At 60.7% G+C, this 22,641-nt stretch carries 25 protein-coding genes; 16 read left to right on the top strand and 9 right to left on the bottom strand.

Annotation, left to right across the window (positions count from 1 at the left end; all coding sequences use genetic code 11):
• Window positions 1–18: 18 nt before the first annotated feature.
• Window positions 19–702, bottom strand: a complete 684-nt coding sequence (locus tag SIB73_RS07850) for a phosphoribosylanthranilate isomerase (RefSeq protein WP_413401533.1) — start codon at window positions 700–702, stop codon at window positions 19–21.
• A gap of 69 nt (window positions 703–771) precedes the next feature.
• Between SIB73_RS07850 and SIB73_RS07845 the strand changes: the two genes are divergently transcribed.
• Window positions 772–2,040, top strand: coding sequence for a site-2 protease family protein (locus SIB73_RS07845; protein ID WP_413401534.1), 1,269 nt, complete (start codon window positions 772–774; stop codon window positions 2,038–2,040).
• Here the strand turns inward: SIB73_RS07845 and SIB73_RS07840 are convergent.
• On the bottom strand, window positions 2,013–2,786 hold the full coding sequence (locus tag SIB73_RS07840) for a lipoate--protein ligase family protein (protein ID WP_413401535.1): 774 nt from the start codon (window positions 2,784–2,786) through the stop codon (window positions 2,013–2,015). The genes SIB73_RS07845 and SIB73_RS07840 overlap by 28 nt on opposite strands.
• A 7-nt stretch (window positions 2,787–2,793) precedes the next feature.
• Here SIB73_RS07840 and SIB73_RS07835 point away from each other — a divergent pair, with 7 nt between their 5' ends.
• Window positions 2,794–3,564 carry a TSUP family transporter gene (locus tag SIB73_RS07835; RefSeq protein WP_413406345.1) on the top strand — a complete coding sequence of 257 codons (771 nt, stop codon included), beginning with the start codon at window positions 2,794–2,796 and terminating at the stop codon, window positions 3,562–3,564.
• Between the two features lie 10 nt (window positions 3,565–3,574).
• On the opposite strand, the gene SIB73_RS07830 is transcribed toward SIB73_RS07835, so the two are convergent.
• The gene (locus SIB73_RS07830; protein ID WP_413401537.1) at window positions 3,575–4,162 is read right to left on the bottom strand and encodes a hypothetical protein; all 588 of its coding nucleotides are present in this window, start codon (window positions 4,160–4,162) and stop codon (window positions 3,575–3,577) included.
• Window positions 4,159–4,659, bottom strand: coding sequence for a CRR6 family NdhI maturation factor (locus SIB73_RS07825; RefSeq protein WP_413401538.1), 501 nt, complete (start codon window positions 4,657–4,659; stop codon window positions 4,159–4,161). The genes SIB73_RS07830 and SIB73_RS07825 overlap by 4 nt, the downstream gene beginning before the upstream one ends.
• 79 nt (window positions 4,660–4,738) lie before the next feature.
• On the opposite strand from SIB73_RS07825, the gene psaM reads away from it, so the two are divergent.
• From psaM to SIB73_RS07810, 3 genes are all read left to right on the top strand, one after another.
• Window positions 4,739–4,843, top strand: coding sequence for a photosystem I reaction center subunit XII (gene psaM / locus SIB73_RS07820; protein ID WP_186489668.1), 105 nt, complete (start codon window positions 4,739–4,741; stop codon window positions 4,841–4,843).
• 49 nt (window positions 4,844–4,892) lie between these two features.
• A complete protein-coding gene (locus SIB73_RS07815) occupies window positions 4,893–5,234 on the top strand; it encodes a hypothetical protein (protein ID WP_413401541.1) in 342 nt (113 codons plus the stop codon).
• Between the two features lie 104 nt (window positions 5,235–5,338).
• On the top strand, window positions 5,339–6,301 hold the full coding sequence (locus SIB73_RS07810; protein WP_413401543.1) for a protochlorophyllide reductase: 963 nt from the start codon (window positions 5,339–5,341) through the stop codon (window positions 6,299–6,301).
• A 3-nt stretch (window positions 6,302–6,304) separates the two neighbouring features.
• Here the strand turns inward: SIB73_RS07810 and bchL are convergent, their stop codons facing one another.
• The 3 genes from bchL to SIB73_RS07795 form a co-directional block, all read right to left on the bottom strand.
• Window positions 6,305–7,195 (bottom strand): ferredoxin:protochlorophyllide reductase (ATP-dependent) iron-sulfur ATP-binding protein, encoded by an 891-nt coding sequence (gene bchL, locus SIB73_RS07805; RefSeq protein WP_413401545.1) that lies wholly within the window; start codon window positions 7,193–7,195, stop codon window positions 6,305–6,307.
• A 149-nt stretch (window positions 7,196–7,344) separates the two neighbouring features.
• The gene (locus SIB73_RS07800) at window positions 7,345–8,922 is read right to left on the bottom strand and encodes a ferredoxin:protochlorophyllide reductase (ATP-dependent) subunit B (protein ID WP_413401547.1); all 1,578 of its coding nucleotides are present in this window, start codon (window positions 8,920–8,922) and stop codon (window positions 7,345–7,347) included.
• A 5-nt stretch (window positions 8,923–8,927) separates the two neighbouring features.
• Window positions 8,928–10,202: a ferredoxin:protochlorophyllide reductase (ATP-dependent) subunit N gene (locus SIB73_RS07795; RefSeq protein WP_413401548.1), complete on the bottom strand. Its 1,275-nt coding sequence runs from the start codon at window positions 10,200–10,202 to the stop codon at window positions 8,928–8,930.
• Window positions 10,203–10,336: 134 nt separating this feature from the next.
• On the opposite strand from SIB73_RS07795, the gene SIB73_RS07790 reads away from it, so the two are divergent.
• Window positions 10,337–10,828, top strand: a complete 492-nt coding sequence (locus SIB73_RS07790) for a hypothetical protein (protein ID WP_413401550.1) — start codon at window positions 10,337–10,339, stop codon at window positions 10,826–10,828.
• Between the two features lie 22 nt (window positions 10,829–10,850).
• Here the strand turns inward: SIB73_RS07790 and SIB73_RS07785 are convergent, their stop codons facing one another.
• A complete protein-coding gene (locus tag SIB73_RS07785; protein ID WP_413401552.1) occupies window positions 10,851–11,258 on the bottom strand; it encodes a hypothetical protein in 408 nt (135 codons plus the stop codon).
• A 95-nt stretch (window positions 11,259–11,353) separates the two neighbouring features.
• On the opposite strand from SIB73_RS07785, the gene SIB73_RS07780 reads away from it, so the two are divergent.
• Window positions 11,354–12,139, top strand: coding sequence for a BMC domain-containing protein (locus tag SIB73_RS07780; protein WP_413401553.1), 786 nt, complete (start codon window positions 11,354–11,356; stop codon window positions 12,137–12,139).
• Between the two features lie 4 nt (window positions 12,140–12,143).
• Here the strand turns inward: SIB73_RS07780 and SIB73_RS07775 are convergent, their stop codons facing one another.
• Window positions 12,144–12,749 carry a non-canonical purine NTP pyrophosphatase gene (locus SIB73_RS07775; protein ID WP_413401555.1) on the bottom strand — a complete coding sequence of 202 codons (606 nt, stop codon included), beginning with the start codon at window positions 12,747–12,749 and terminating at the stop codon, window positions 12,144–12,146.
• A 320-nt stretch (window positions 12,750–13,069) separates the two neighbouring features.
• On the opposite strand from SIB73_RS07775, the gene SIB73_RS07770 reads away from it, so the two are divergent.
• The 9 genes from SIB73_RS07770 (at window position 13,070) to SIB73_RS07730 (ending at window position 22,641) form a co-directional block, all read left to right on the top strand.
• Window positions 13,070–13,381: a BMC domain-containing protein gene (locus tag SIB73_RS07770; protein WP_006169870.1), complete on the top strand. Its 312-nt coding sequence runs from the start codon at window positions 13,070–13,072 to the stop codon at window positions 13,379–13,381.
• 72 nt (window positions 13,382–13,453) lie between these two features.
• On the top strand, window positions 13,454–14,869 hold the full coding sequence (locus SIB73_RS07765) for a form I ribulose bisphosphate carboxylase large subunit (protein WP_066905748.1): 1,416 nt from the start codon (window positions 13,454–13,456) through the stop codon (window positions 14,867–14,869).
• A gap of 59 nt (window positions 14,870–14,928) precedes the next feature.
• Complete coding sequence (locus tag SIB73_RS07760) at window positions 14,929–15,270, top strand: ribulose bisphosphate carboxylase small subunit (protein WP_066905746.1); 342 nt, start codon at window positions 14,929–14,931, stop codon at window positions 15,268–15,270.
• Between the two features lie 99 nt (window positions 15,271–15,369).
• Window positions 15,370–17,691, top strand: coding sequence for a CsoS2 family carboxysome shell protein (locus SIB73_RS07755; RefSeq protein WP_413401556.1), 2,322 nt, complete (start codon window positions 15,370–15,372; stop codon window positions 17,689–17,691).
• 7 nt (window positions 17,692–17,698) lie between these two features.
• A complete protein-coding gene (locus tag SIB73_RS07750) occupies window positions 17,699–19,456 on the top strand; it encodes a carboxysome shell carbonic anhydrase (protein ID WP_413401558.1) in 1,758 nt (585 codons plus the stop codon).
• A 2-nt stretch (window positions 19,457–19,458) separates the two neighbouring features.
• Window positions 19,459–19,785 (top strand): carboxysome peptide A, encoded by a 327-nt coding sequence (locus tag SIB73_RS07745; RefSeq protein WP_413401560.1) that lies wholly within the window; start codon window positions 19,459–19,461, stop codon window positions 19,783–19,785.
• Window positions 19,785–20,036 (top strand): carboxysome peptide B, encoded by a 252-nt coding sequence (locus SIB73_RS07740; protein ID WP_413401562.1) that lies wholly within the window; start codon window positions 19,785–19,787, stop codon window positions 20,034–20,036. Before SIB73_RS07745 ends, SIB73_RS07740 begins: the two co-directional genes overlap by 1 nt.
• 46 nt (window positions 20,037–20,082) lie before the next feature.
• A complete protein-coding gene (locus SIB73_RS07735; protein WP_413401564.1) occupies window positions 20,083–20,715 on the top strand; it encodes a BMC domain-containing protein in 633 nt (210 codons plus the stop codon).
• An 81-nt stretch (window positions 20,716–20,796) separates the two neighbouring features.
• Window positions 20,797–22,641, top strand: coding sequence for an NAD(P)H-quinone oxidoreductase subunit F (locus SIB73_RS07730; RefSeq protein ID WP_413406347.1), 1,845 nt, complete (start codon window positions 20,797–20,799; stop codon window positions 22,639–22,641).

The following is a 22,641-nucleotide window of genomic DNA, read 5'->3' as shown; positions in this document are numbered from 1 at the left end:
GATAAGGGGTGACACAACCTATCTCCGGTTGCCCGAACTGGCCCTGACCGCTCCGACGAGTTCTTCGACACGGCTGAGATCCTTCACCCCCGGACTGTGCTCCAGCCGGCTTGAGGCATCCAGACCACAGGGGCTCACCTGATCCAGCAGTGCTGGGACCCACTCAGCACTGATTCCTCCAGCAAGCCACCAGGGAAGATCGCTGCAGATCCGTGTCTCCAGCCGCTCAAGCCAGGCAAGATCGAGGCGATGCCCCGTTCCTCCCAACTGTTTCGGGCTCCAGGCATCCAGAAGCAGGGCATCCACGCTGGCGGCATAGGCGTCGATGCCGTTGAGATCCTCCTCCCCACGCAATCGCAGGGCTTTCCACCATTTGATGCCGGGATACAACCGACGTAGCTCTGCGCATCGCCGAGGCGATTCCTCCCCGTGCAGCTGCACAACCGAGGGCTGTCCCTCCCCCGACAGAGCCGCTGCCAGAAGTCCATCATCTGGGTCTGCAACAACCCAGACGCGTTTGGTCAGAGGATGCTCGTGATCCAGCCGCGAGAAGATTGCCCTGCGTTGACCGGACTCGACGAATCGTGGAGTGGCCGGCACTCCGATGACGCCGATCGCATCCACTCCCATGGCAGCAATCTCACAGGCCTGGTCGCAATCGGTCAGGCCGCAGATCTTGAGGGACAGGCCCCGATCGACCATGGTGGATCTGAATGAGGTGTCCTTTCTAGGATTGCTTCAACACTGCCGGCCAGCCCGCCGGAAAAACATTTGGGTGACGGCTGGCAACTGATGCGTATCGGCGGGATCCCTCTGAAGGTTCATCCGAGTTGGTTCATCATTCTGGTGCTGTTCACCATGGCCTTTCAGCAGCAGGTCGCCAAACTGCCTGCGGCGGCCGGTGCGGTCTGGGTCAGCTGGTCAATGGGGCTTCTCACCGCTCTGCTGCTGTTCGTGTCCGTGCTGCTGCATGAGCTCGGCCATTCCCTCGTGGCTCTGCGAGAGGGAGTGAAGGTGAGCAGCATCACCTTGTTCCTGATGGGCGGAGTCGCTCGGGTGGAACGTGAATGCTCCACGGCGATGGGCTCGCTGAGGGTGGCTGCGGCGGGGCCTGCTGTGAGTCTGATTCTTGGAGCTTTGCTGCTGTTCAGTGTTCATTCCGCTGAACATGTCAGCCCCCTCCTGGGAAATCTGGTGGCTCAGCTGGGAGGCCTCAATCTTGTTCTGGCGCTGTTCAACCTGTTGCCGGGTTTGCCGCTGGATGGTGGCTTGATTCTCAAATCCATCGTCTGGCAATGGACCGGCAGTCAACGTCGGGGCATTCAGGTGGCGACCGCCAGTGGTCGGTTCCTGTCACTCCTCGCCGTGATGATCGGTTTCTGGTTGCTGCTCAGGGGAGGAGGATTCACCGGTCTTTGGCTGGTGCTTCTCGGTTGGTTCGGCATGAGCGCGTCCCGCAGTCAGACCCAGACCCTGGCTCTGCAACAGGTGCTCAAGAGAGAAACGGTCGGACCGGCGACGGCCCGTCGATTCCGCGTGGTGGAGGCGGATCAGACTCTGCGCAGTCTCAGCAAGCTGCGTCTGGGAACGGCAGACAGTGGCGAGCCCTGTCTTCCGGACTGGGTGCTTGTCTGTCGAGGCGGTCGATGGATTGGCTTCATCACGGATCAGCCGCTCAAGGACCTTCCTGTTCAGCAATGGGATCGCCAGACCATTGGAGATCATCTTCAGCCGCTGGAGCGCCTTCCTTCGATTCAGCAGTCCGCACCTCTCTGGGAAGCGGTTCTCGCTCTGGAAGATTCTGGGCAGGGGCGTCTGCTGGTGCTAGGCCCCGCCGGTCTGCCTGACGGAACCCTCGATCGCTGTGACCTGGGTGAGGCCGTTCTCAGGGGCTTGTCCGTGAAACTGCCGGAGGCCATGCTCACGGCGGCTCGCCGCGCCAACACCTATCCGTTCGGAATGCCCCTGGCCCAGGTGGTGAAGAGCATGCGTGCTTCTGGGTTGCTTGATGATCAAAGCGCTGAAGCGCCGAGTCGATAACCCTCAGCCCTTTGCTGCATCAAGGTGCGTTCTTCGCTGCTCAGGGGCTGATCAGTCCAGTCGTGATTGGACAGCCCTTCGCCGAAACTGCGGATGAGCGCCCTTTCCACTGCCGAAACATCAGGCGTTTCCGGCGTCCATTGCGGTGGCTCGTTTCCGAACACCGCAGCCCAGAGATCCGCCGGTGGGTTCAGGGGGATTTCACCGTGCTGAAGCAGATGACCACGCTGCCAGAACTGAGCACTGCCGATGCGCTTGGTTCCTTGTGGATCCACCAGGTCGGCCTCTGTGGAACGGGCGAAGCAGTTGATTGCGCCTGGCTCCGCAGCGGAGTTGCCCGGATTGAGACTGACGCCAAGTTCGGCGAAGCCAGCCATCAGCCAGCGGTTCACCTGCAGGTAGGCCTCCCGTTTCTGCCGAGGTGCCTCTGGCCACACGAGTGCGTAGGTCAGCCCACCGGCGTGGAGTACGGCCCCGCCACCACTGGGGCGGCTCAGCAGATCCAGCTGTCCTGTTCTGGCAAGGCTCAGCCAGGTGTCTGGAATCTCCCGCTGATGTTTGCCCAGGGACAGGGAAGGCCTTTCCCAGAGGTAGAAGCGCAAGACGGGTTGTTTCCGTCCCTCGGTCCAGCACTGCTCCAGCAGCAGGGCGTCCAAGGCCATCTGTTCGGCGCCGCTGAGAGTGAGGTTGTTCAGGAGACGACCCTGGCGTGAAGGCCTGGACCGGCAGGATGCATGCAGCGTCATGGCAACGATGACTTTGTCAGATGTGCTGCTGGCCGTGCCTTTGGGGCTCCTGGCAGGAGCTCTGGCCGGTCTGCTGGGAATCGGAGGTGGTCTGATCTTCGCGCCTCTGCTGCTCTGGATGGGCCTCAGTCCTCACCAAGCTTTAGCGACAAGCACTTTTGCCATCGTGCCCACGGCGATCGGCGGCAGTTACACCCATTGGCGCGCGCGGGCACTTCAGCTCAGGCCAGGCCTGTCGATCGGCCTGACGGCCTTTGCCACCGCACTGGTGTTCAGTCGTCTGGGTCGACTCGCCGCAGGCTGGCAGCTGCTGACGCTTCAGGCGTTGCTTTACCTGCTGTTGGCGCTCACGATTCGTGGTGATCGCGATGACCATAGGCCTGAATCGGATGGGCCTCCGCCGCTGAAAGGTCTTGCTGCGGTGGGAGGCGTCGCCGGCTTGGCAGGGGGGATGCTTGGACTAGGCGGTGGTCTGCTGATGGTTCCTTTGATGGTGAACGGCCTTACGCTGCCGATTCGACAGGCGATTCGTCTCAGCACCCTTGCGGTGGCCTGCTCAGCCAGCGCCGCTTCACTGCAGTTTCTGCATGAAGGGCGCGGTCAGTGGACGCTGGGTTTCGTTCTCGGTGCCGTTGCCGCGTTGTCAGCCCGGTGGACTGCGGCCCGGCTGGATCGCGTCAACACAGGAACACTCGCCTGGCTGCTGAGGCTGCTGTCGCTGTTGCTGGCCTTCGACAGCGGCAGAAGGGCTGTTCAGCTGGCCATGCAGCTGGGTTGACCGTCTGGGATCAGTTCAAAACGCTCAGTGTCTTGAGCTCGACCTCCTGCATCCAGGCCGAGAGAGCCAGCAGCGAGGAACGATCCGGCAGACAGAGGCAGCCGCTGCCGGGATTGCAGTGGTGAATCCCCAGTCCGCTGCGGCTCGTGTCAAAAAGAGGAGAGAGCGTTATCCAGATGTCGTTGCCCCAGGGTTCCGGAGGGCCCAGCCTGTAGTCGCCCTGCGGAAGGGGCGCTCCGTTGCCGGGAGACCAGCGACGATCACGGTTCTGGCTGCTGGGGGTTCCGCTCACAGCACTCCACCTTGCCAGCACCGTTCCGCCCTCGTGAAGTTCGAGAAGCCACTGACGCTGTCCGTCCGTTCGTTGAACGTCTGTGCGGCGTGCCCTGAGTTGAACCGCCTTCCCCTGCAGGCTGGTGAGCAAGGTTCTGCTGGGCCCAGACTGGCCTGGTGGCAAGGGCTCCGGGGCCGATTGAACCCGTACTGCTTCGGGGAGATGCCCCCGTGGGCCTGACTCCACCTCGGATCCGCAGCCTCCGGAACAGAGGGTCATCGCCAGAAGAGATACTCCGGCCCAGCGGCGCATGATGCATTTCATGGCGTCTGATCGAGCAGCTCCCAGAACCCCCCATCCAGCTCGAAACCAAGGCTGGCCGCCATCAGACTGAGGTTGCCGCGCTGACCTCCGGAAACGTCCGACGAACTGCCCAGCCGGTTGAGCAGCATGAGTCGATGGGTGATCCACAACTCAAGGGCCTGAGGATCGAAGCGGATGCCTTCGCTGGGGCTGAAATCGTGGGGAACCAGCATGGCCACATGCTGGGCCAGACTCCCACCGGTTCGATCCAGCAACAGAGGAAGCCAGGGGTAGTGGGCGTCTGCTCGCAGAGCCCACAGACGAGGCTCCGGGCACTCGCTCAGTTCCCTTGGGTCATCGACCTCGCGTGGCCACTCGTAGCGCAGTTCCAGCACAGCGCCGGCATCGAGCAGAACATGAAGAGGCCGTTCGATCCAGGCTGAGAGAGCCTGCAGGTTCAGTGTCCTGATCGCTTCTGCATCGATGGTCACCAGGGAATCAGGACTCAAGGCTTCCATGCGGGTGTGACAGGCCTTTGCGAATGATGGCGCCCTGAGGCCTGCGCAGGAAAGAATGCAATGGTTTCAAGCTTCCGTCATGGTCAGCACCCTTACCCAGACCGAAATCTTCATCGCTCTCGTGGTGGCTGCCCATGCCGGCGTGCTGGCGATCCGCCTCTGTGTGAGCCTCTATCGCGCCTGAACTTCACCTGGCCTCTTGGCACGAGCGGTGTGCCGCGTTACAAGCGGACATGCAGAAAGCCGTTCCATCAGCACCCGATGCCGCTTCGCTGGCGGCTCTGCTTCAGCAGCAGAACGACAGACGGGAACTGCTGTGCAGCGCCCTGGCGCTTGCCGTGAAGTCTGGTCTGATCTTTCTCGGGGTGGTCAGTGTCGTGCGTTTGTCAATGGCTTATCAGGAGCGGCTCGACCGACATGGAGAGCTGGCGGCTGTTGTTGATGTGGAAGCCACCAAGTTGAGGGGATTGCAGAATCGTTTTGACAGCCTGTTCACCCTCGGAGGGGATGAACGCCTGATGGATGAACAGGAGCAGTGGATTGCGCCCAACCGTTTGAGGGTGATCTGGCGCTGAATCAGCTTGTGTCTGTGCTGATAGCTGCCCGCTAGAGATTCATGACCGCGGGCGGTGTTGTGTAGGCCTGAAAGGCAGACTGAGCGATCTGCACCGTTTTCCTGATGCCCGTTCCAGGCACTGTCCTGATCACCGGAACCACATCCGGGGTCGGCCTGAATGCCGCACGCGCTCTCGTTCAACAGGGCTGGACTGTGATCACCGCCAACCGTTCTCCGCAGCGTGCCGCGGCCGCCGCCGATGAGCTGGGTCTGCCCGCAGAGCGGTTGAAGCATGTGCTGATGGATCTCGGTGACCTGGACAGTGTCCGACAGGCTGTGGAGGGAATGCCGGACCGGATCGACTGCCTGGTCTGCAATGCCGCTGTTTACAAGCCCAAGCTGAAACGACCGGAGCGCTCACCTCAGGGTTATGAAATCTCGATGGCCACCAATCACTTCGGCCATTTTCTGCTGGTTCAGTTGCTGATGCGTCGTCTGAAGGCTTCAACCCACCCTTCGCGCCGTGTGGTGATCCTTGGCACGGTTACAGCGAATTCCAAGGAGCTCGGAGGCAAGATACCGATTCCAGCTCCAGCCGATCTGGGTGATCTCTCCGGTTTTGAGGCCGGTTTCATGGAGCCCGTTTCGATGGCCAGTGGCCAACCCTTCAAGCCTGGAAAGGCTTACAAGGACAGCAAGCTCTGCAACATGATCACCACGCAGGAACTGCACAGGCGCTACAGCACCGAGACCGGCATCAGTTTCACGTCGCTCTATCCAGGGTGTGTTGCCGACACGCCGCTCTTTCGCAACACCCCCAGGCTTTTCAGAAAAATCTTCCCTTGGTTTCAGAAGAACATCACCGGCGGCTATGTCTCCCAGTCGCTGGCGGGTGAGCGTGTTGCCAAGGTCGTTGCCGATCCGGATTTCGCAGAATCCGGGGTGCACTGGAGCTGGGGCAATCGTCAGAAGAGAAACGGACAGCAGTTCAGCCAGGATCTGTCCGACAAGGTGACCGATCCCCAGACCGCCAGCAGGGTCTGGGAGCTGTCGATGCAGTTGGTGGGGCTGAGCGCCAGAACCTAGGCCTCAATCAAATCCAAGCAGGTCGAAGATTTCCCGATCCTTCAACGAGACGGCCTCAAGAGGTTCGACCTTGTCGAGCATGTTCTGCGCAAGATTCAGATACTCCTGACGGACAGCCTTCACCGCCTCATCGTCGTCGTCCATTTCAAAAATGGTGCACTTCTTCAGGCGGGAGCGGCGAATGGCATCAACATCCCTGAAGTGAGCCATGGTTCGCAGACCCGTGCGCTCATTGAACTTGTCGATCTGATCGGTGTCTGCGGATCGGTTGGCGACAACGCCTCCGAGCCGCACTTTGTAGTTCTTTGCCTTCGCCTGGATCGCCTGGACGATCCTGTTCATCGCAAAGATCGAATCAAAATCGTTGGCTGTCACGATCAGGCAGTAGTTCGCATGCTGCAGGGGCGCAGCGAATCCTCCGCAGACCACATCCCCGAGCACATCGAATATCACCACATCGGTGTCCTCCAGCAGGTGATGCTCCTTGAGCAGCTTCACGGTCTGGCCTGTCACGTAACCCCCGCAGCCGGTGCCGGCTGGGGGGCCTCCGCTTTCAACGCACTGCACGCCGTTGAAGCCTGTGAACACAAAATCCTCCGGTCGCAGCTCCTCGCTGTGAAAGTCCACCTCCTCAAGGATGTCGATCACCGTGGGCACCATCTTGTGGGTGAGGGTGAAGGTGCTGTCGTGTTTCGGGTCGCAGCCGATCTGCAGAACCCGTTTACCCAGCTTCGAGAAAGCGGCTGACAGATTCGAGGATGTGGTGGATTTGCCGATCCCGCCTTTGCCGTAGACGGCGATCACCAGGGTCTCCTCCTGGATGTTCAGCGACGGGTCCTGAAGGACCTGCACACTGCCTTCTCCGTCAGCTGGGCGCGTCAGGGTCGTGGTCATGCAGGACCTTTGCAAAAGGGATCAATCTCATTCAACAGCAACACATGCACCCCAGCTGATATTCACCAAGAAATAAAAGATCCTTCGTTTCAGAAATGCTTGACCCTTGTATTTTCTTTGTATTGATTCAAAGAAATGAGTGAATTTGCTCATGCCTTGTAGTGGGCTTTTGCGTCATAGAGCGTTTCGCTGCTGATCTCCAGGCGCCCCTCCTGACGTGCGTAAGTTTCCGTGTTTCGGCGTACCTTGCCGCGCACAAAGAAAGGAATTTTCTTCAACTCAGCTTCACCATCGGCGGTCCACACCGGGCCCCTTTCCTCAGTACTCACCTCAGCGGTCGGGCTGGGTTCTTCAGCTGCATGGTCCTTGCCGCCGGGGTGACCCAGGTGGCTCTGGTGTCCATCCACAAACTCAAAGTCATGGCGGAACATGCCGATCAGATGTTCCTCCAGCCCCATCATCAGCGGATGCACCCAGGCATCGAAAATCACATTGGCGCCTTCCCATCCCATCTGAGGGCTGTTGCGAGCCGGAACGTCCTGCACATGCATCGGTGTGCTGATCACGGCGCAGGGGATTCCCAGGCGCTTGGCGCTGTGTCGTTCCATCTGCGTTCCAAGCACCAGCTCGGGGGCTGCTTCGGCCATGGCCGCCTCCACCTCCAGATAGTCATCGCTGATCAGTGCTTCAAGGCCAAGCTCCTTGGCAGCCGTTCGGACCGATCGCGCCATCTCGCGGCTGTAGGTGCCAAGGCCAACCACTTTGAATCCAAGCTCCTCACTGCAGATCCGGGCTGCCGCCAGGGCGTGACTGCCGTCGCCAAAAATGAACACCCGCTTGCCCGTGAGGTAGGTGGAATCCACCGATTCCGAATACCAGGGCAGCCTTGAGCAGCGATACCCCTCCTCGTTCGTTGGCGGGTCCATGCCCAGCAGCGTGTGCAGTTCCACCAGGAAGTGGTGGGTGGCCCCGACGCCGATCGGCACTGTGCGTGTGAAGGGCATGCCGAAATTCCGTTCCAGCCAGCTGCAGCTCGATTCAGCGATCTCCGGATAGAGGCAAACATTCAGATCTGCCTGCGGGATTCGCTGGATATCACTGACCTCCGCTCCCAGCGGGGCGACCACCCCGACATCGATTCCGTGCACGGTCAGCAGTCTCTGAATTTCGAGCACGTCATCACGGCATCGAAATCCCAGCAGGGACGGACCGATCAGATTGACCCGAGGTCGACGGCCGACGGCCATCCAGGCTTTGGGGTCATGCTGCGGCTGCTCAGGCACCTGGGGCTTCAGCAGATTGCGCACGAGCTGGTAGAGGGTTTCCGCTGCTCCCCAGTTCTCCTTTTTGCTGTATGCGGGCAGTTCCAGGGTCACCACAGGCATGCTCAGTCCCATGCCCTGAGCCAGGGCACCCGGTTGATCCTGAATCAGTTCAGCGGTGCAGCTTTCGCCAACCAAAAGGGCATCCGGACGAAAGCGTTCCGCGGCTTCACGCACAGTGCGCTTCACCAGTTCCGCGGTGTCGCCTCCCAGGTCGCGTGCCTGAAAGGTGGTGTAGGTCACCGGTGGGCGCTGCCCCCGCCGTTCGATCATCGTGAACAGCAGGTCTGCGTAGGTGTCACCTTGAGGCGCATGCAGCACATAGTGCACGCCGCGCATCGAGGCGGCGATGCGCATGGCCCCCACATGGGGTGGTCCTTCGTATGTCCAGAGCGTCAGTTGCATGGGAATCAGGCGTGGATGGAAGGATGCGAGGTCTGTGGATGCAGTGCTGGATGAATCAGCTGCCTCCTGCGCAATGGTCGTGAGAACAATTCGGCCAGATCTCCGGCTTGATCGATGCCGTGGATGGGGCTGAACACGAGTTCGATCGACCATTTGGTGGTGATGCCTTCCGCTTCCAAGGGGTTGGCCAGTCCCATCCCGCACACCACGAGATCCGGATGCTGGTCGCGAACACGGTCCAGCTGCTGCTCCACGTGCTGACCCTCCGTCACCTCGGTGCCCTCCGGCAGCAGTTCCAGTTCCAGCGCCATCTGTTCGCGGTTTAGATAGGGCGTACCAACCTCCACTAGTTCCATTCCGCATTCGCGTTGCAGAAAGCGTGCAAGGGGGATTTCCAGCTGCGATTCCGGCAGCAGCACGATGCGTTTCCCTGCCAGTTCCGCCCTGTGGGGCTCAAGCGCCATGCGTGCTCTCTCTTCCAGAGGGTTCAGCACGGCAGCAACCCGATCTCCAGGCAGGTTGAAATCCCTGCAGGCTGTCTCCATCCAGCGGCGACTTCCCTCCGCTCCGAGCGGGAACGGTGAATGCAGCACCCTGGCGCCCCGTTCCTTGAGCAAGCGTGCGGTGTTGCTGAGAAAGGGCTGGGTGAGCAGCACGGTGGTGCCCGGTCCGACACCCGGCAGTTCCGTGGACTGTCTTGGTGGAAGGCTGCACACCGTCTCGATTCCGAGACGGGCGAAGAGGTGAATCAGCCGGTCTTCGACCGCATCAGCCAGGGTTCCCGCAAGCAGAAGCTGGCGCTTGTCGGTGCTGGGCAGGAAGGGCACCAGGGCCGACAGGGCTCCGTCCTCCCCTTCGGTGAATGTGGTTTCAATTCCACTACCGGAGTAGTTCACCACACGAACCCTGCCCTGCAATTCCTCGTTGAGGCGTTCGGAGGCGCGAGCAAGATCGAGCTTGATCACCTCGCTCGGGCAGGAACCTACGAGGAAAAGTGTGCGGATCTCGGGGCGTCGAGCCAGCAACTCGCGGGCCACTCGGTCCAGTTCGTCGTGGGCATCGGCCAGGCCTGCCAGGTCCCGTTCATTGAGGATGGCCGTGCCGAATCTGGGCTCGGCAAAGATCATCACGCCCGCTGCGCTCTGGATGAGATGGGCGCAGGTGCGCGACCCCACCACCAGAAAAAAGGCATCGGGCATGCGTCGATGCAGCCAGACGATCGATGTCAGCCCACAGAACACCTCCCGGGGTCCAGATTCCTTCCGCAGATTGGCGCCCATCGGGATTCCTGAGCTGTCCTTCCCTTCACCATGACTCCAGATCGGCTCAACAGTGCAAGTGTCTGAAACTCTTCGGGATCATTGCGGCCTGCTCTGGGGCATCTCGGTACATTTCGGCTAGTTCTTTCCCGACAATGTCCTCTCTGCGTGTTCTCCCTGCCGCTCTTGCGCTGAGCCTGGCGCTTGTGGCCTGCCAGTCGGCCGAGAAGAAAGCTGACAACGATGAGGTGAAGGTCGTCAAAGGTGTCGAAGCCGTCTGTGCGGCTCAGGCTGATGTTGATGCCGCCATGGAGCAGGTCAATGGTCTCACTCCTGACTCCACCGTGGCGGATGCTCAACAGGCGGGAGACAAGCTCAAAGGTGCTCTCTCTGCTCTCAACAAAGCTGAGGGTCAGCTTGAAAAGGCCGAGGTCAAGGAGTATCGAGATCAGGTGGATCTCTTCCGTAAAGCCGTTGATGAAGTCAGCAAGAACAAGGAACTAACCCTGGCCGAAGCGGCAGATCAACTGAAGGGCAAGGCGGCTCCTCTGCTCGCGGCGCGAGCACAACTGGCATCCACAACAGTCTGCGTCGATGCTGTCGATGACAGCTCCGATGTCAAGACGGATGAGAAGCCGAAGTCCTGATCAGGGTTGTCCAGAGACGAACTCAGAGACGGCGGCGGAAGCGATCATCAGCAAAGCTGCCGCTGCCTCGTCCATCGGAGTCGTCCATGCGGCTCAGGCGCCAGACGTTGCGACTCACACGACGAGCTGTCAGGCCTCCCCTTTCAACAGATTCCGTTCCGGGGCGAGCCCCGAGCAGATAGGTGACTTCAGTCGTTGTTAAGGGAGCTCCGCTATCCACTGCAAGGGCGGTGAGCTCCAGTCTCTGACGAAGCTTCCGAACCATGCCGGCATGACTGGTGTCATCAGTGTCCAGCCAGGGCATCTCGGCCTGGCCTTCGCCGGCAAGACGCTGCATCAGGCTGTAGCTGACCAGACCCAGGGCCTGCTCGGCATTGAGTTCAGTGGAAAGCTGGCCAGGTTCCTCTGATTTTCGACGGGCGGAAGCCATGGCTCACAGGCGAATGGCCCGAAGTTATCGGCTGTGTGGGGCTGTGCAAGCACCTGCGCGCTGTTTGACGATCGGCATCCGGTAAGATCCGCGCCATGAATCGTCTCGCCGGCTTCGACGCCAGAGAGCGGCGGGTTGGCGGAAGCGCTCTCGTCACTGGCACGGAGGTGAACCCCTCTGTCGGAGGAGCGAGCTGCGTCGTTACAACTGACTCGGAGTCTTCTCGGCTCAGTCGGAAAAACAGTCTCGTGCAGTCAATCGAGCTGCGCACCCATGTGTTCATCGATTCACTGCAGCCACAGTTGGCCGCCTACATGGGAACGGTGAGTCAGGGGTTTTTGCCGATTCCAGGGGATGCCTGTCTGTGGATGGAGGTTTCGCCGGGCATGGCCGTGCATCGAGTCACAGATATCGCTCTGAAAGCGAGCAATGTGCGACTGGGTCAGATGGTGGTGGAAAGAGCCTTCGGCTCCATGGCGCTTTATCACCGCGACCAGAGCACGGTGCTCCATTCCGGTGATGTGGTTCTGGAGGCCATCGGCAGCTCTGTTGACCAGCGAACCCCCGCTGAGGTGAGCTGGACCGAGGTGATTCGTGCAATCACTCCAGATCATGCTGTCCTGATCAACCGTCAGAACCGGCGTGGCTCGATGATCGAGGCGGGAATGAGCATGTTCATTCTGGAAACAGAGCCTGCGGGCTATGTGTTGATTGCCGCCAATGAAGCGGAGAAGTCCTCCAACATCACGCTGGTCGATGTCAAGGCCGTGGGAGCCTTTGGTCGCCTCACGCTTGCGGGGCGGGAAGGCGATGTTGAGGAGGCCGCAGCTGCCGCCATGCGTGCGATTGATCTGGTGAATCGACGCGCCGCGCGGAGCTGAGCATTCAGTCCAGTGCCAGTCTTCTGCGCAGGCCTGGAGCCAGAGCCCGGGCGGCCTTGCCTCGGCTTCCAAGTTTGGCCAGCTGTGAGCTGTTCAGTTCTCCATAGCTGCAGCCGGCCTCACGCACCCAGAACAGCGATTCAATCCCGCCTCCCGGATAGGCCGGTGCAGACAGAAGCTCACCCCAGCAGATTCCCTCCGCCTGTTCATCACAGACACCATCGGGTGAACAGAGCACCATGGCGCTTCTGAAGAGGGCGCTTCGATAAGGAACACCCGCCATGGCCTCCATGAGCTTCGAGAGTTTGGCTTCGTTGCTGGAAGCAAGCCGTGCCGTGTACAGCCCGGGGGCTCCATTGAGAGCGTCCACTTCAAGCCCGGAATCGTCCGCCAGAGCCCAGCAACCGGTTCTGGCCGCGGCGGCACTGGCCTTCAACCGCGCATTCTCCAGATAGGTGCTGCCGGTCTCCTCGACATCCAGATCAGCCGGTTGACGCTGCACGGCCACAGCGATCGGCCCGAGCATCGACTCAATCTCAGCAACCTTGTGAGGGTTGCCGCTGGCGATGATCAGGGTGCGCAAAGCGCGGCTCCAGATGGGGAGCACCATTGTGTGTGATCAGGTGTAAGTCTTCTGAACTTCTGTCGTCACTGGAGACCTGAACAGGTTGAACATCCCACCCGGAAAGTCCGGATTTTCAGATAACCGCAGCCAAGGCTATGGGTCTTTTCCGGTTTGGCCACCGCATGTGTGGGCGTGCTGACCGCTGAGCGCACAGTTCTTTGGATCAGTCCCTGACAGGGTGATCAGCAGCGCTTATCAGGTTCACTACGGACAGTGATCCAGAGAAAGCGCATTAGCCCTTGACGGGTCGACCTCTGGCAGAGCAATCTCACCGGCGAACATCCCCCCCCTATTCCCGGTAGGTAATGGCTAACGAAACCATGGGCATCGCTCTCGGCATGATCGAGACACGCGGCCTCGTTCCTGCGATCGAAGCGGCTGACGCCATGACCAAGGCCGCCGAAGTGCGTCTGATCGGTCGTGAGTTCGTCGGTGGCGGTTACGTCACCGTTCTGGTGCGCGGCGAAACCGGTGCTGTGAACGCTGCTGTGCGTGCTGGCGCCGATGCCTGTGAGCGCGTTGGCGACGGCCTCGTGGCTGCTCACATCATTGCCCGCCCCCACCGCGAAGTTGAGCCTGCACTCGGCAACGGCAACTTCCTCGGTCAGAAGGACTGAGATCGTCTGAACCTCTGAAATTTTGAGGTTTCAACGACTCACCCGCCTTCAACGACCTAACGGAGTTATCTCATGAGCAAGAAGTACGACGCCGGGGTAAAGGAGTACAGAGACACTTACTGGACTCCTGATTACGTTCCCCTAGACACCGACCTGCTGGCCTGCTTCAAGTGCACCGGCCAGGAAGGTGTGCCCAAGGAAGAAGTCGCCGCTGCTGTGGCTGCCGAATCCTCCACCGGCACCTGGTCCACCGTGTGGTCCGAGCTCCTCACCGATCTCGAGTTCTACAAGGGCCGCTGCTATCGCATCGAAGATGTTCCTGGTGACAAGGAATCCTTCTATGCCTTCATCGCCTATCCCCTCGACCTGTTCGAGGAAGGCTCCATCACCAACGTTCTGACCTCTCTGGTCGGCAACGTTTTCGGTTTCAAGGCCCTTCGCCACCTGCGTCTGGAGGACATCCGCTTCCCGATCGCATTCATCAAGAGCTGCTACGGCCCCCCGAACGGTATCTGCGTCGAGCGCGACCGGATGAACAAGTACGGGCGTCCTCTGCTGGGCTGCACGATCAAGCCGAAACTCGGCCTGAGCGGCAAGAACTATGGCCGTGTGGTCTACGAATGCCTGCGCGGTGGTCTGGACTTCACCAAGGACGACGAGAACATCAACTCCCAGCCCTTCCAGCGCTGGCAGAACCGCTTCGAATTCGTTGCGGAAGCCATCAAGCTGTCCGAGCAGGAGACCGGTGAGCGCAAGGGTCACTATCTGAACGTGACCGCCAACACTCCCGAGGAGATGTACGAGCGCGCCGAGTTCGCCAAGGAACTCGGAATGCCGATCATCATGCACGACTTCATCACCGGTGGCTTCACTGCCAACACCGGTCTGTCGAAGTGGTGCCGCAAGAACGGCATGCTGCTTCACATCCACCGCGCCATGCACGCGGTGATTGACCGTCATCCCAAGCACGGCATCCACTTCCGCGTTCTCGCCAAGTGTCTGCGTCTGTCCGGTGGTGACCAGCTTCACACCGGCACCGTGGTCGGCAAGCTTGAAGGTGATCGTCAGACCACCCTCGGCTACATCGACCAGCTGCGCGAATCCTTCGTTCCTGAAGATCGCAGCCGCGGCAACTTCTTCGATCAGGACTGGGGTTCCATGCCTGGTGTGTTCGCCGTTGCTTCCGGTGGTATCCACGTCTGGCACATGCCCGCACTGGTGGCGATCTTCGGTGACGACTCCGTTCTGCAGTTCGGTGGTGGTACCCACGGTCACCCCTGGGGCTCCGCTGCAGGTGCTGCTGCCAACCGCGTGGCTCTCGAAGCCTGCGTCAAGGCACGCAATGCCGGTCGCGAGATCGAGAAGGAAAGCCGCGACATCCTCCTGGAAGCAGGCAAGCACAGCCCTGAGCTGGCCATAGCCCTCGAGACCTGGAAGGAGATCAAGTTCGAGTTCGACACCGTCGACAAGCTCGACGTTCAGAGCTGATCACAACCCCGGCCGGTTTCAGCGACCGGCCACACCTTTTACTTACACCCAGGATCCCCATGCCTTTCCAGAGCACCGTGGGTGACTACAAAACAGTCGCCACCCTGGAGACCTTCGGCTTTCTTCCGCCGATGACCCAGGACGAGATCTACGACCAGATCGCCTACATCATCGCCCAGGGCTGGAGCCCGCTCATCGAGCATGTCCATCCCAGCAACTCCATGGCCACCTACTGGTCCTATTGGAAGCTTCCCTTCTTCGGCGAGAAGGATCTCAATGTTGTCGTGAGTGAGCTCGAGGCCTGCCATCGCGCCTACCCCGACCACCACGTGCGCATCGTCGGTTACGACGCCTACACCCAGAGCCAGGGTGCCTGCTTCGTGGTTTTCGAAGGACGCTGATCCTTCGAACCCTTGGTTCCGAGCCCTGATTTCTGTTCAGGGCTCCAGTTTTTAACGGGGGCAGCGCCCCCTGCTCTTTGACGACTTCACCGGGCGGACATGGCAAGACTTTCCAGTCGAGAACTCGCACTTGAGCGCCGCAGAGCGCTGACCACCTCGGGGAAGAAAGCGTCCGCTGCCCTCGGTGGAAACAATCGGATCAGGTCGGCCAGTGATGCCCGTCCAACTCGCACCGATGCCACAAACGCGGTTCAGCCAGCGACCTCAGCTCCTGTGGCCGGCGTTGCGCAATCCCCGGTCTCGCTGACCCGAACCGCGGCTCCCTCACGCAGCCCCCAGGGGAAAGCGCAGCGTCATCCCAGCCGCGAACTGGTCCTCTCCCGTCGTGAAGCACTTTCCCGTCGAGGCAAGTCTGCGTCTTCCAGTCGGGATCGCAACCGTGCTGATGTAGCTCGAGAAGCTTCCGTCGCTGCACCGATTGCTGCTCCTGAAAAAGTCGAACGTCCCTCCGTCACTGTCGAGCTGACTCCTCGCTCCGGTGCAGGCCGATCCGGTCTCGAGCGACGCAAAACCACTCCCAAGAGGCGCTCGATCGACAATCCCAGCCGGGCCCTGGTGCTGGCGCGTCGTGAAGCCATGTCGAAACATGGCAAAACCGCAGGCAAGCAGCCCACCAGTGCTGCTGCGGTTGCGCGTCAGGCCAACCCCGATCTCTCCAGCCGTGAGATTGCTCAACAGGTGCGCGAGCTGCGGGCCAAAGCCGGTGCCATCAGCAAGCAGAACGCCGGTGTCACCCGCCCGTGCGGCCCTAATCGCCATGGCGCCAAGCAGGCCGCTGCTGCTGATGCGCACTGGAAAGTTGGCGAAAGCACCACAACCACCGGTCAAACCGTGACCGGCACGCAGGCCAACCGCTCGGTCAAGACCACGGGCAATGAAGCCAGCACCTGCCGCTCGATCACCGGCACCGAGTACCTCGGCGCCGAAGTCTTCCAGACCTTCTGTCAGCAAGCCCCCGAGCCCACCACGCCCGCCAAGGTGCGCGTCACTGCGACAAGTCACGGCAATCGTGTGACCGGCAACGAAGTCGGTCGGTCGGGCAAGGTCACCGGTGATGAGCCTGGTACCTGCAAGAGCGTGACCGGTACGGAATACATTTCCGCCAATCAGGCTGCAGCCTATTGCGGCGGATCCAACCCATCACCGCGCAAGGTCGGCCACAGCCTCACTCTTGAAGGCCGCCCGGTGAGTGGTGTCATGGTGGGCCGCTCCGCCAGTGTCACCGGCGACGAAGCAGGTGCCAATCGCAGTCTCACCGGTGATCAGTATCTCGGTTCCGACCCTCTTCCCGATGGTCGACCTGCTGCGAAGGTCGGTCTGTCAGCCACCCTTTCAGGCACGGGAGTGACCGGCACCCTGGTCGGTCGTTCCTCACAAGTCACAGGAGATGAGTTCGGATCCTGTCACCGCGTCACCGGTGACCAGTACATCAGCTCCGAACAGGTCAACAGCTTCTGCGGAGGGAAACCTGATCCCGAGGCGGCCAAGGTCGGTTTCAGCATCACCAACCGCAATCAGGTCGTCAGCGGCACCCGCACTGGACGTTCCGAGCACGTGACCGGTGATGAGCCCGGCAGCTGTCAGGCCGTGACCGGCACCCCTTATGCAGGCCTGGAGCAGGCGGGTCAGCATTGCGGAACGACTGCAGTCCAGGCGATCAGAGAACGTACTCCCGTTCGTCCCGGGACACCTTCCGCCGCCATGACCGGTATTCAGCCCGGAGTGGGCGGAGTGATGACAGGTGACAAGCGTGGTGCCTGTGAAGCGGTGACCGGAACTCCCTATGTGGGTGCGGATCAACTTGCCGCAGCTTGTGGTGCCGAGGCTCCAGCCGGTACCGACACGCACGGTCGGTCGCCGGAAGGTGCCGCCTGGACCCGTTTCAGTGTGATGTCACCAGCCCGCGCGGCTCAACAGCAGCGTGATGCACAGGGTTCCGTCACCGGAACCTCCTATGAACAGGGCAATCGCATCACCGGCCCTTTCGATATGGCCGGCGGCAAGGTCACCGGCACTGAACAGTTCCGTTTTGACAACCGCGATTTTCAGCGCCGACACTTCCAGCCCACCGTGGCCGTTGTCAGTCAGCCGGCTGATGAGCCAACCTCCCGCGTGACGGGTGAGGGTTCATCCACCAAGGTCACAGGTGACGACTGGGATCGTGGCGAGCATGTCACCGGTACAGAGGGTGCATCAGCACGCCGCCGCAACCCCACCCGACCCGGTCCAATGGGGGCCATGGCTCCCTTCGAGCGCAAGCGCAATGAGCAGGCCGAGTGGCCCGTCTGTCGTGTGACCGGCTCCCACGGCAACACCGATAAAGGTTCTCTGATCACCGTCTCCGGCGGCGCAAGGGGCTGATTCGCAGATGGTTCGCTCCATGCCTTCCCGTGGCGGGCGACCTCTTGCGCCCACGGCTCCCACGCGGCGTCAGGTCCAGGCATCACTCGCCAGGGACATCGCCGGCTCTGAATCCACAGGGGAGGCAAGCCCGTCCACCGGCAGCACAGCGCGACAGTCGGCGCTTGAGCGGCGCCAGGCTCTGACTGTCTCCGGCAAGGCCGCTCTGCTCAAGTCAGGTTCCGTATCCGGTGGCCGCATCCGTTCCCATGCTGACCGGCGCCGTCCCACTCCCCAGCAGCCCGGCCGGATGAAGCGTGGCGAATTCCGGACGTCCGTGGCCGTCAATCTCAGCAGAACTTCCCTCCCCTGGTCGGTGGACTCCCATCCTCTGACCGACCAGTCGGAGAACGAACGGCTCAAGGCCTACGAGCTGGAGGTGAAGGGCCGTTTTGACCGGATTGTGCCTCTGCTGAAGCAGGTGTCTGCCCTGCAGCACGAACCCGACTTTCTGGCTCAGGCTCAGCGCCTCGCCCGCGCGGAACTCGGCTTCGACCTTCCGGATCACATTCTTGAGAAGTCGTGGGTGAGACCTCTCGACATGCGCGCACTGTTTGCGTGGTGCGTTTTTCAGTCGCATCAGCTGTTCAGTGAACGTTTCTTCCAGGACGACCCCCTGGAAGCCGCTTCAGGCAGCCGAGCTTCGGAGGAATTCAATGCGTTCCTTCTCGACTGTGGTTTTCATCTGCTGGACGTCACACCCTGCGCAGATGGTCGTCTTGCGCACACGATCGCCTACGCGCTGAGAATTCCTTTCAGTGCTGTACGCCGCCGCTCCCATGCAGGAGCGATGTTTGATGTCGAGAACACGGTCAATCGCTGGATCAAGACCGAACATCGCCGTTTCCGGGAGCAGCTGCCCAATGAGGCTCAGGCGCCGACCAGGTATCTGAAAGTGGTGGCCTATCACTTCAGCTCGCTCGATCCATCACACCAGGGTTGTGCAGCCCATGGCAGTGATGATGCGCTGGCTGCTGCTTCAGGACTTCAGCGTCTGCATGACTTCCGTGAAGCCGTTGAAAACAGCTTCTGCTGTGGTGCGTCTGTTGATCTGCTTCTGATCGGTCTAGACACCGACACCGATGCCATACGTGTTCATGTTCCTGATCAGAACGGTGAGATCCGACTCGATCAGTGGCTCTGTGCCAGATCGCTTTACGAAAGCACCGCTCCGCTCACGGTGCAGCAGGCCAGGGATGCTGTTCAGGCGGCTGTTCAGACCCATGTGTCATCCGCTCCCGATGAAGGCATGGTGCGTTTCATTACTCGATTGCTTGTCAGCAACATCTCCCAGCAGGACTACGTTCGATCGCTTCATCACGGCGCTTATCCCGACGCCGGCCATGCTGAGCGATTCATCGGTGTCGGTATCGGTTTCAAGGAGGTGCATCTGCGCAACCTCACCTATTTCGCTCACCTCGACACCGTTGAACAAGGAGCTCCTGATCTTGATGTCGGTGTGAAAATCTTCAAGGGACTCAATGTCTCCCGCGATCTGCCGATTCCGGTTGTGGTGCGTTTCGATTATTCGGGCAAGGTGCCCGGTGCGCGTGAGCGTGCCATCGCCGATTGCCAGCGCATTCAGAAGGCCATCGATGAGCGTTATTCAGCGCTCGTCAACGAAGGTCTGCTCCACACGCTTCTCACGATCCGCGACCGTGACCAGCCGCTCCCTGCGGTGGCGGTAGGTTCCACACTCGATCCCGTCCAGCAGGAGGCTCACTGACCATGCTGATTGTCAAGGTCCTGAAGCCCCTCGTTTCAACCAACCGGATTCCGGATTTCGAGCACAAACACCTCCAGGTGGTTCTGGATGGCAGCACCAAGAAAGTGGCCGTGGATGCAGTCGGAGCAAAGCCAGGCGACTGGGTGATCTGCGTCAGCAGTTCCGCTGCCCGCGAAGCTGCCGGAAGCAAGTCCTACCCCAGTGATCTCACCATCGTGGGAATCATCGACCACTGGGAGCCGGATCCACCCAAACCCCCGTCGGCAGCCCCTTCCGCCCCTGCACCTTCCAAGCCCTCACCCTCTCTCAAGCCAGGAGAGAAAACCTGATGGAGATCATGCAGGTGATGGGGACACTGGTCTGCTCTTACCGCCTGGCCGGGCTGGATCACATGCACCTGCGCATTCTCAGGAACAACAAGGGCAAGCAGCTGGTTGCCGTTGACCCTGTCGGAGCCAGGGAGGGCAACTGGGTCTTCACCTCCAGTGGCTCCGCTGCCCGTTTTGCATGCCCCAACAGCTCAGTGCTCACGGATCTGACCATCGGTGGAATCATCGATCACTGGATGCCGGATGGATAACTGATCGCGACCCCTCCCTCCATTCCATCCACCTGAAACCTTCAACATGGCCTCTCCAGTTTCCCGTCGTCGCTCTTCCGCAGCCGCTGCTGCAGTTTCGACCACATCAACGACGGCCAAGGCCTCAGCTGGGGCAGCAACCAGTTCTGCGTCAAAAGCGGTTTCCTCGACGGCTGAGACCGAAGCCTCTTCAACCACAGTGGATGTGACTCCGGTCGCGAGCAGCCGCTCCACAACCACCCGTCGCAGCACCACCGCAAGGTCGGGCTCCAGCCGTGCCGTGTCGGCACGGAGCGGCAGCCGCCGCAGCGCCTCATCGTCTTCCGGCTCATCAGGTTCAGGTCGCGCCTCCAAGTCGATCGCAGCTGCTCCGGAGCCTTCTGTGCAGGGAATTGCTCTCGGCATGATCGAAACCCGCGGCATGGTGCCGGCCATCGAAGCCGCCGACGCCATGACGAAGGCTGCCGAAGTGCAGCTGATCAGCCGTGAATATGTGGGCGGTGGCTACGTCACAGTGATGGTGCGTGGTGAGACCGGTGCTGTGAACGCCGCCGTGCGTGCAGGTGCCGATGCCTGCGAACGCGTTGGTGACGGCCTTGTGGCTGCCCACATCATTGCCCGTCCCCATCAGGAAGTTGAGCCGGCGCTTCTGCCGACCAATGTGCGAAGGCGTAGTTGATCAATAACGTTCCTCTGCATCATTTCGGACTAGATTCGCCGGCCAACCCGCACCTCAACGGCCGTTCAGGTCTCGTTGCTTTTGACTCCAGCTCTTTCGCTGCCTCTTCAGACCGCCTGGTTGATTCCTCTCTATGGATTCGCAGGAATGTTGGTGTCCCTTCCCTGGGCCTTCGGATGGTTCCGCAGGGACGCCCATCGTCCACCGGCGTATCTGAACATCCTGCTGACGCTGCTGGCCGTGGTCCACGGCAGCCTTGTGCTGAGGGATGTGATGGCCAATGGTCCGGCCGTGATCGGCATGCCATGGCTGTCTGTGGGTGATCTCAATCTTGAGATCAGTTTCAGTCTTTCGCTCACCAACGTTTCCGCTCTCGAGCTGATCACTGGTCTGAGCCTTCTCTCCCAGATTTATTCGCTGGGGTACCTCGACAAGGAATGGGCGCTGGCCCGCTTCTTTGCTCTGCTCGGTTTCTTCGAAGGTGCCATGTCGGGAGTTGTGCTGAGCGATTCGTTGTTTCAGAGCTATTTCCTTCTGGAGATGCTCACCCTGTCCACCTATCTGCTTGTGGGTTTCTGGTATGCCCAGCCGCTGGTGGTCACCGCAGCCCGCGACGCGTTTCTGACCAAACGCGTCGGTGACGTGATGCTGCTGATGAGTGTGGTGGCCCTAACGGCCTGGTCAGGAGTCACTGGCTTTGACGATCTGTACAGCTGGTCGGCTCAGGACACCCTGACGCCACTGGCTGCAACACTCCTCGGTCTTGGACTGGTTGCCGGACCCACAGGCAAGTGCGCCCAGTTTCCGATGCACCTCTGGCTTGATGAGGCCATGGAGGGTCCCAATCCTGCCTCGATTCTGCGCAACTCCGTTGTGGTGACCTGCGGCGCCATCGTGCTGCTGAAGGTCATGCCTCTTCTGCAGCACGCGCCGGTCACCCTCGTGGTGCTTCAGGTGATCGGCACCATCAGCGCCATCGGCGGTTCCCTGGTGTCCATCGCCCAGGTCGATATCAAGCGCACGCTGTCGTATTCCACAACGGCCTATCTCGGTCTTGTGTTCATCGCCATTTCTCTGCAGGTGCCCGTGCTGGCACTGCTGTTGCTCTACGCCCACGCCGTCTCGAAGGCTCTCCTGTCGATGAGTGTTGGAGGGGTGATCGCCTCGACCAACTGTCAGGACATCACCGAGCTCGGTGGTCTCGGCAGTCGCATGCCCGCCACCACCGGATCCTTTCTGGTCGGCGGAGCCGGTCTGGTCGGATTGCTTCCACTCGGAGGATTCCTCTGCCTGGCACAGGCTGTCGAGCTGGTCGGTGCCAGGGCGGTGGTGTTCGTGCCGGTGTTCCTGATCACCAATGCCCTCACAGCGTTGAACCTCACCCGGGTGTTCCGACAGGTGTTCCTTGGTCCGTCGCTGGCCAAGACCCGACGGGCGGCGGAGATCAACTGGCAGATGGCGCTACCGATGGTGGCTCTCACTGTGATCGTGGTGCTAACTCCGTTTCTTCTGATCCGTCTGGAATCGCTCGACGGTCTCCTCGCCTTCCCCTTCTGGGCCGCTGCTCTGGTGGTGTCCAGTGGTGCTGCCGGGTTGATTGCCGGGGCTCTCGTTCCCCTCAACAAGGCCTGGTCACGATCTCTCAATCCGATTCTTCGCTGGTTCCAGGATCTGCTCGCCTACGACTTCTACACCGAGCGCTTCTACCGGGTCACCATTGTCAATGTGGTGGCCACCTTCTCGCAGCTCGCCGGCTGGTTTGACCGCAATGTCGTTGATGGAGTGCTGCATGGTCTGGCACGCTTCTCCCTGTCGAGTGCCGAAGGCCTGAAGCTCAGCATCAGCGGTCAGACCCAGTCGTACGTGCTCACGGTGATCGGCGCCATCGTGCTGCTGCTCATGTCTCTGAGCTGGGTTCTGCAGTGA

This window comes from Synechococcus sp. MIT S9509 (assembly GCF_047303035.1).
GTDB lineage: Bacteria > Cyanobacteriota > Cyanobacteriia > PCC-6307 > Cyanobiaceae > Synechococcus_C.
This window is presented reverse-complemented; position numbering and strand designations above follow the sequence as displayed.

Bases quoted from the DNA above. Each gene is read 5' to 3' on its own strand.
- SIB73_RS07760 (WP_066905746.1), top strand. From the start codon at position 14,929: ATGCCTTTCCAGAGCACCGTGGGTGACTACAAAACAGTCGCCACCCTG.
- SIB73_RS07785 (WP_413401552.1), bottom strand. From the start codon at position 11,258: ATGGCTTCCGCCCGTCGAAAATCAGAGGAACCTGGCCAGCTTTCCACT.
- SIB73_RS07735 (WP_413401564.1), top strand. From the start codon at position 20,083: ATGGCCTCTCCAGTTTCCCGTCGTCGCTCTTCCGCAGCCGCTGCTGCA.
- psaM (WP_186489668.1), top strand. From the start codon at position 4,739: ATGGTCAGCACCCTTACCCAGACCGAAATCTTCATCGCTCTCGTGGTG.
- SIB73_RS07850 (WP_413401533.1), bottom strand. From the start codon at position 702: ATGGTCGATCGGGGCCTGTCCCTCAAGATCTGCGGCCTGACCGATTGC.
- SIB73_RS07740 (WP_413401562.1), top strand. From the start codon at position 19,785: ATGGAGATCATGCAGGTGATGGGGACACTGGTCTGCTCTTACCGCCTG.
- SIB73_RS07810 (WP_413401543.1), top strand. From the start codon at position 5,339: ATGCCCGTTCCAGGCACTGTCCTGATCACCGGAACCACATCCGGGGTC.
- SIB73_RS07745 (WP_413401560.1), top strand. From the start codon at position 19,459: ATGCTGATTGTCAAGGTCCTGAAGCCCCTCGTTTCAACCAACCGGATT.
- SIB73_RS07815 (WP_413401541.1), top strand. From the start codon at position 4,893: ATGCAGAAAGCCGTTCCATCAGCACCCGATGCCGCTTCGCTGGCGGCT.
- SIB73_RS07825 (WP_413401538.1), bottom strand. From the start codon at position 4,659: ATGGAAGCCTTGAGTCCTGATTCCCTGGTGACCATCGATGCAGAAGCG.
- SIB73_RS07750 (WP_413401558.1), top strand. From the start codon at position 17,699: ATGGTTCGCTCCATGCCTTCCCGTGGCGGGCGACCTCTTGCGCCCACG.
- bchL (WP_413401545.1), bottom strand. From the start codon at position 7,195: ATGACCACGACCCTGACGCGCCCAGCTGACGGAGAAGGCAGTGTGCAG.
- SIB73_RS07755 (WP_413401556.1), top strand. From the start codon at position 15,370: ATGGCAAGACTTTCCAGTCGAGAACTCGCACTTGAGCGCCGCAGAGCG.
- SIB73_RS07790 (WP_413401550.1), top strand. From the start codon at position 10,337: ATGTCCTCTCTGCGTGTTCTCCCTGCCGCTCTTGCGCTGAGCCTGGCG.
- SIB73_RS07800 (WP_413401547.1), bottom strand. From the start codon at position 8,922: ATGCAACTGACGCTCTGGACATACGAAGGACCACCCCATGTGGGGGCC.
- SIB73_RS07830 (WP_413401537.1), bottom strand. From the start codon at position 4,162: ATGAAATGCATCATGCGCCGCTGGGCCGGAGTATCTCTTCTGGCGATG.
- SIB73_RS07795 (WP_413401548.1), bottom strand. From the start codon at position 10,202: ATGGGCGCCAATCTGCGGAAGGAATCTGGACCCCGGGAGGTGTTCTGT.
- SIB73_RS07770 (WP_006169870.1), top strand. From the start codon at position 13,070: ATGGCTAACGAAACCATGGGCATCGCTCTCGGCATGATCGAGACACGC.
- SIB73_RS07840 (WP_413401535.1), bottom strand. From the start codon at position 2,786: ATGACGCTGCATGCATCCTGCCGGTCCAGGCCTTCACGCCAGGGTCGT.
- SIB73_RS07835 (WP_413406345.1), top strand. From the start codon at position 2,794: ATGACTTTGTCAGATGTGCTGCTGGCCGTGCCTTTGGGGCTCCTGGCA.
- SIB73_RS07765 (WP_066905748.1), top strand. From the start codon at position 13,454: ATGAGCAAGAAGTACGACGCCGGGGTAAAGGAGTACAGAGACACTTAC.
- SIB73_RS07775 (WP_413401555.1), bottom strand. From the start codon at position 12,749: ATGGTGCTCCCCATCTGGAGCCGCGCTTTGCGCACCCTGATCATCGCC.
- SIB73_RS07780 (WP_413401553.1), top strand. From the start codon at position 11,354: ATGAATCGTCTCGCCGGCTTCGACGCCAGAGAGCGGCGGGTTGGCGGA.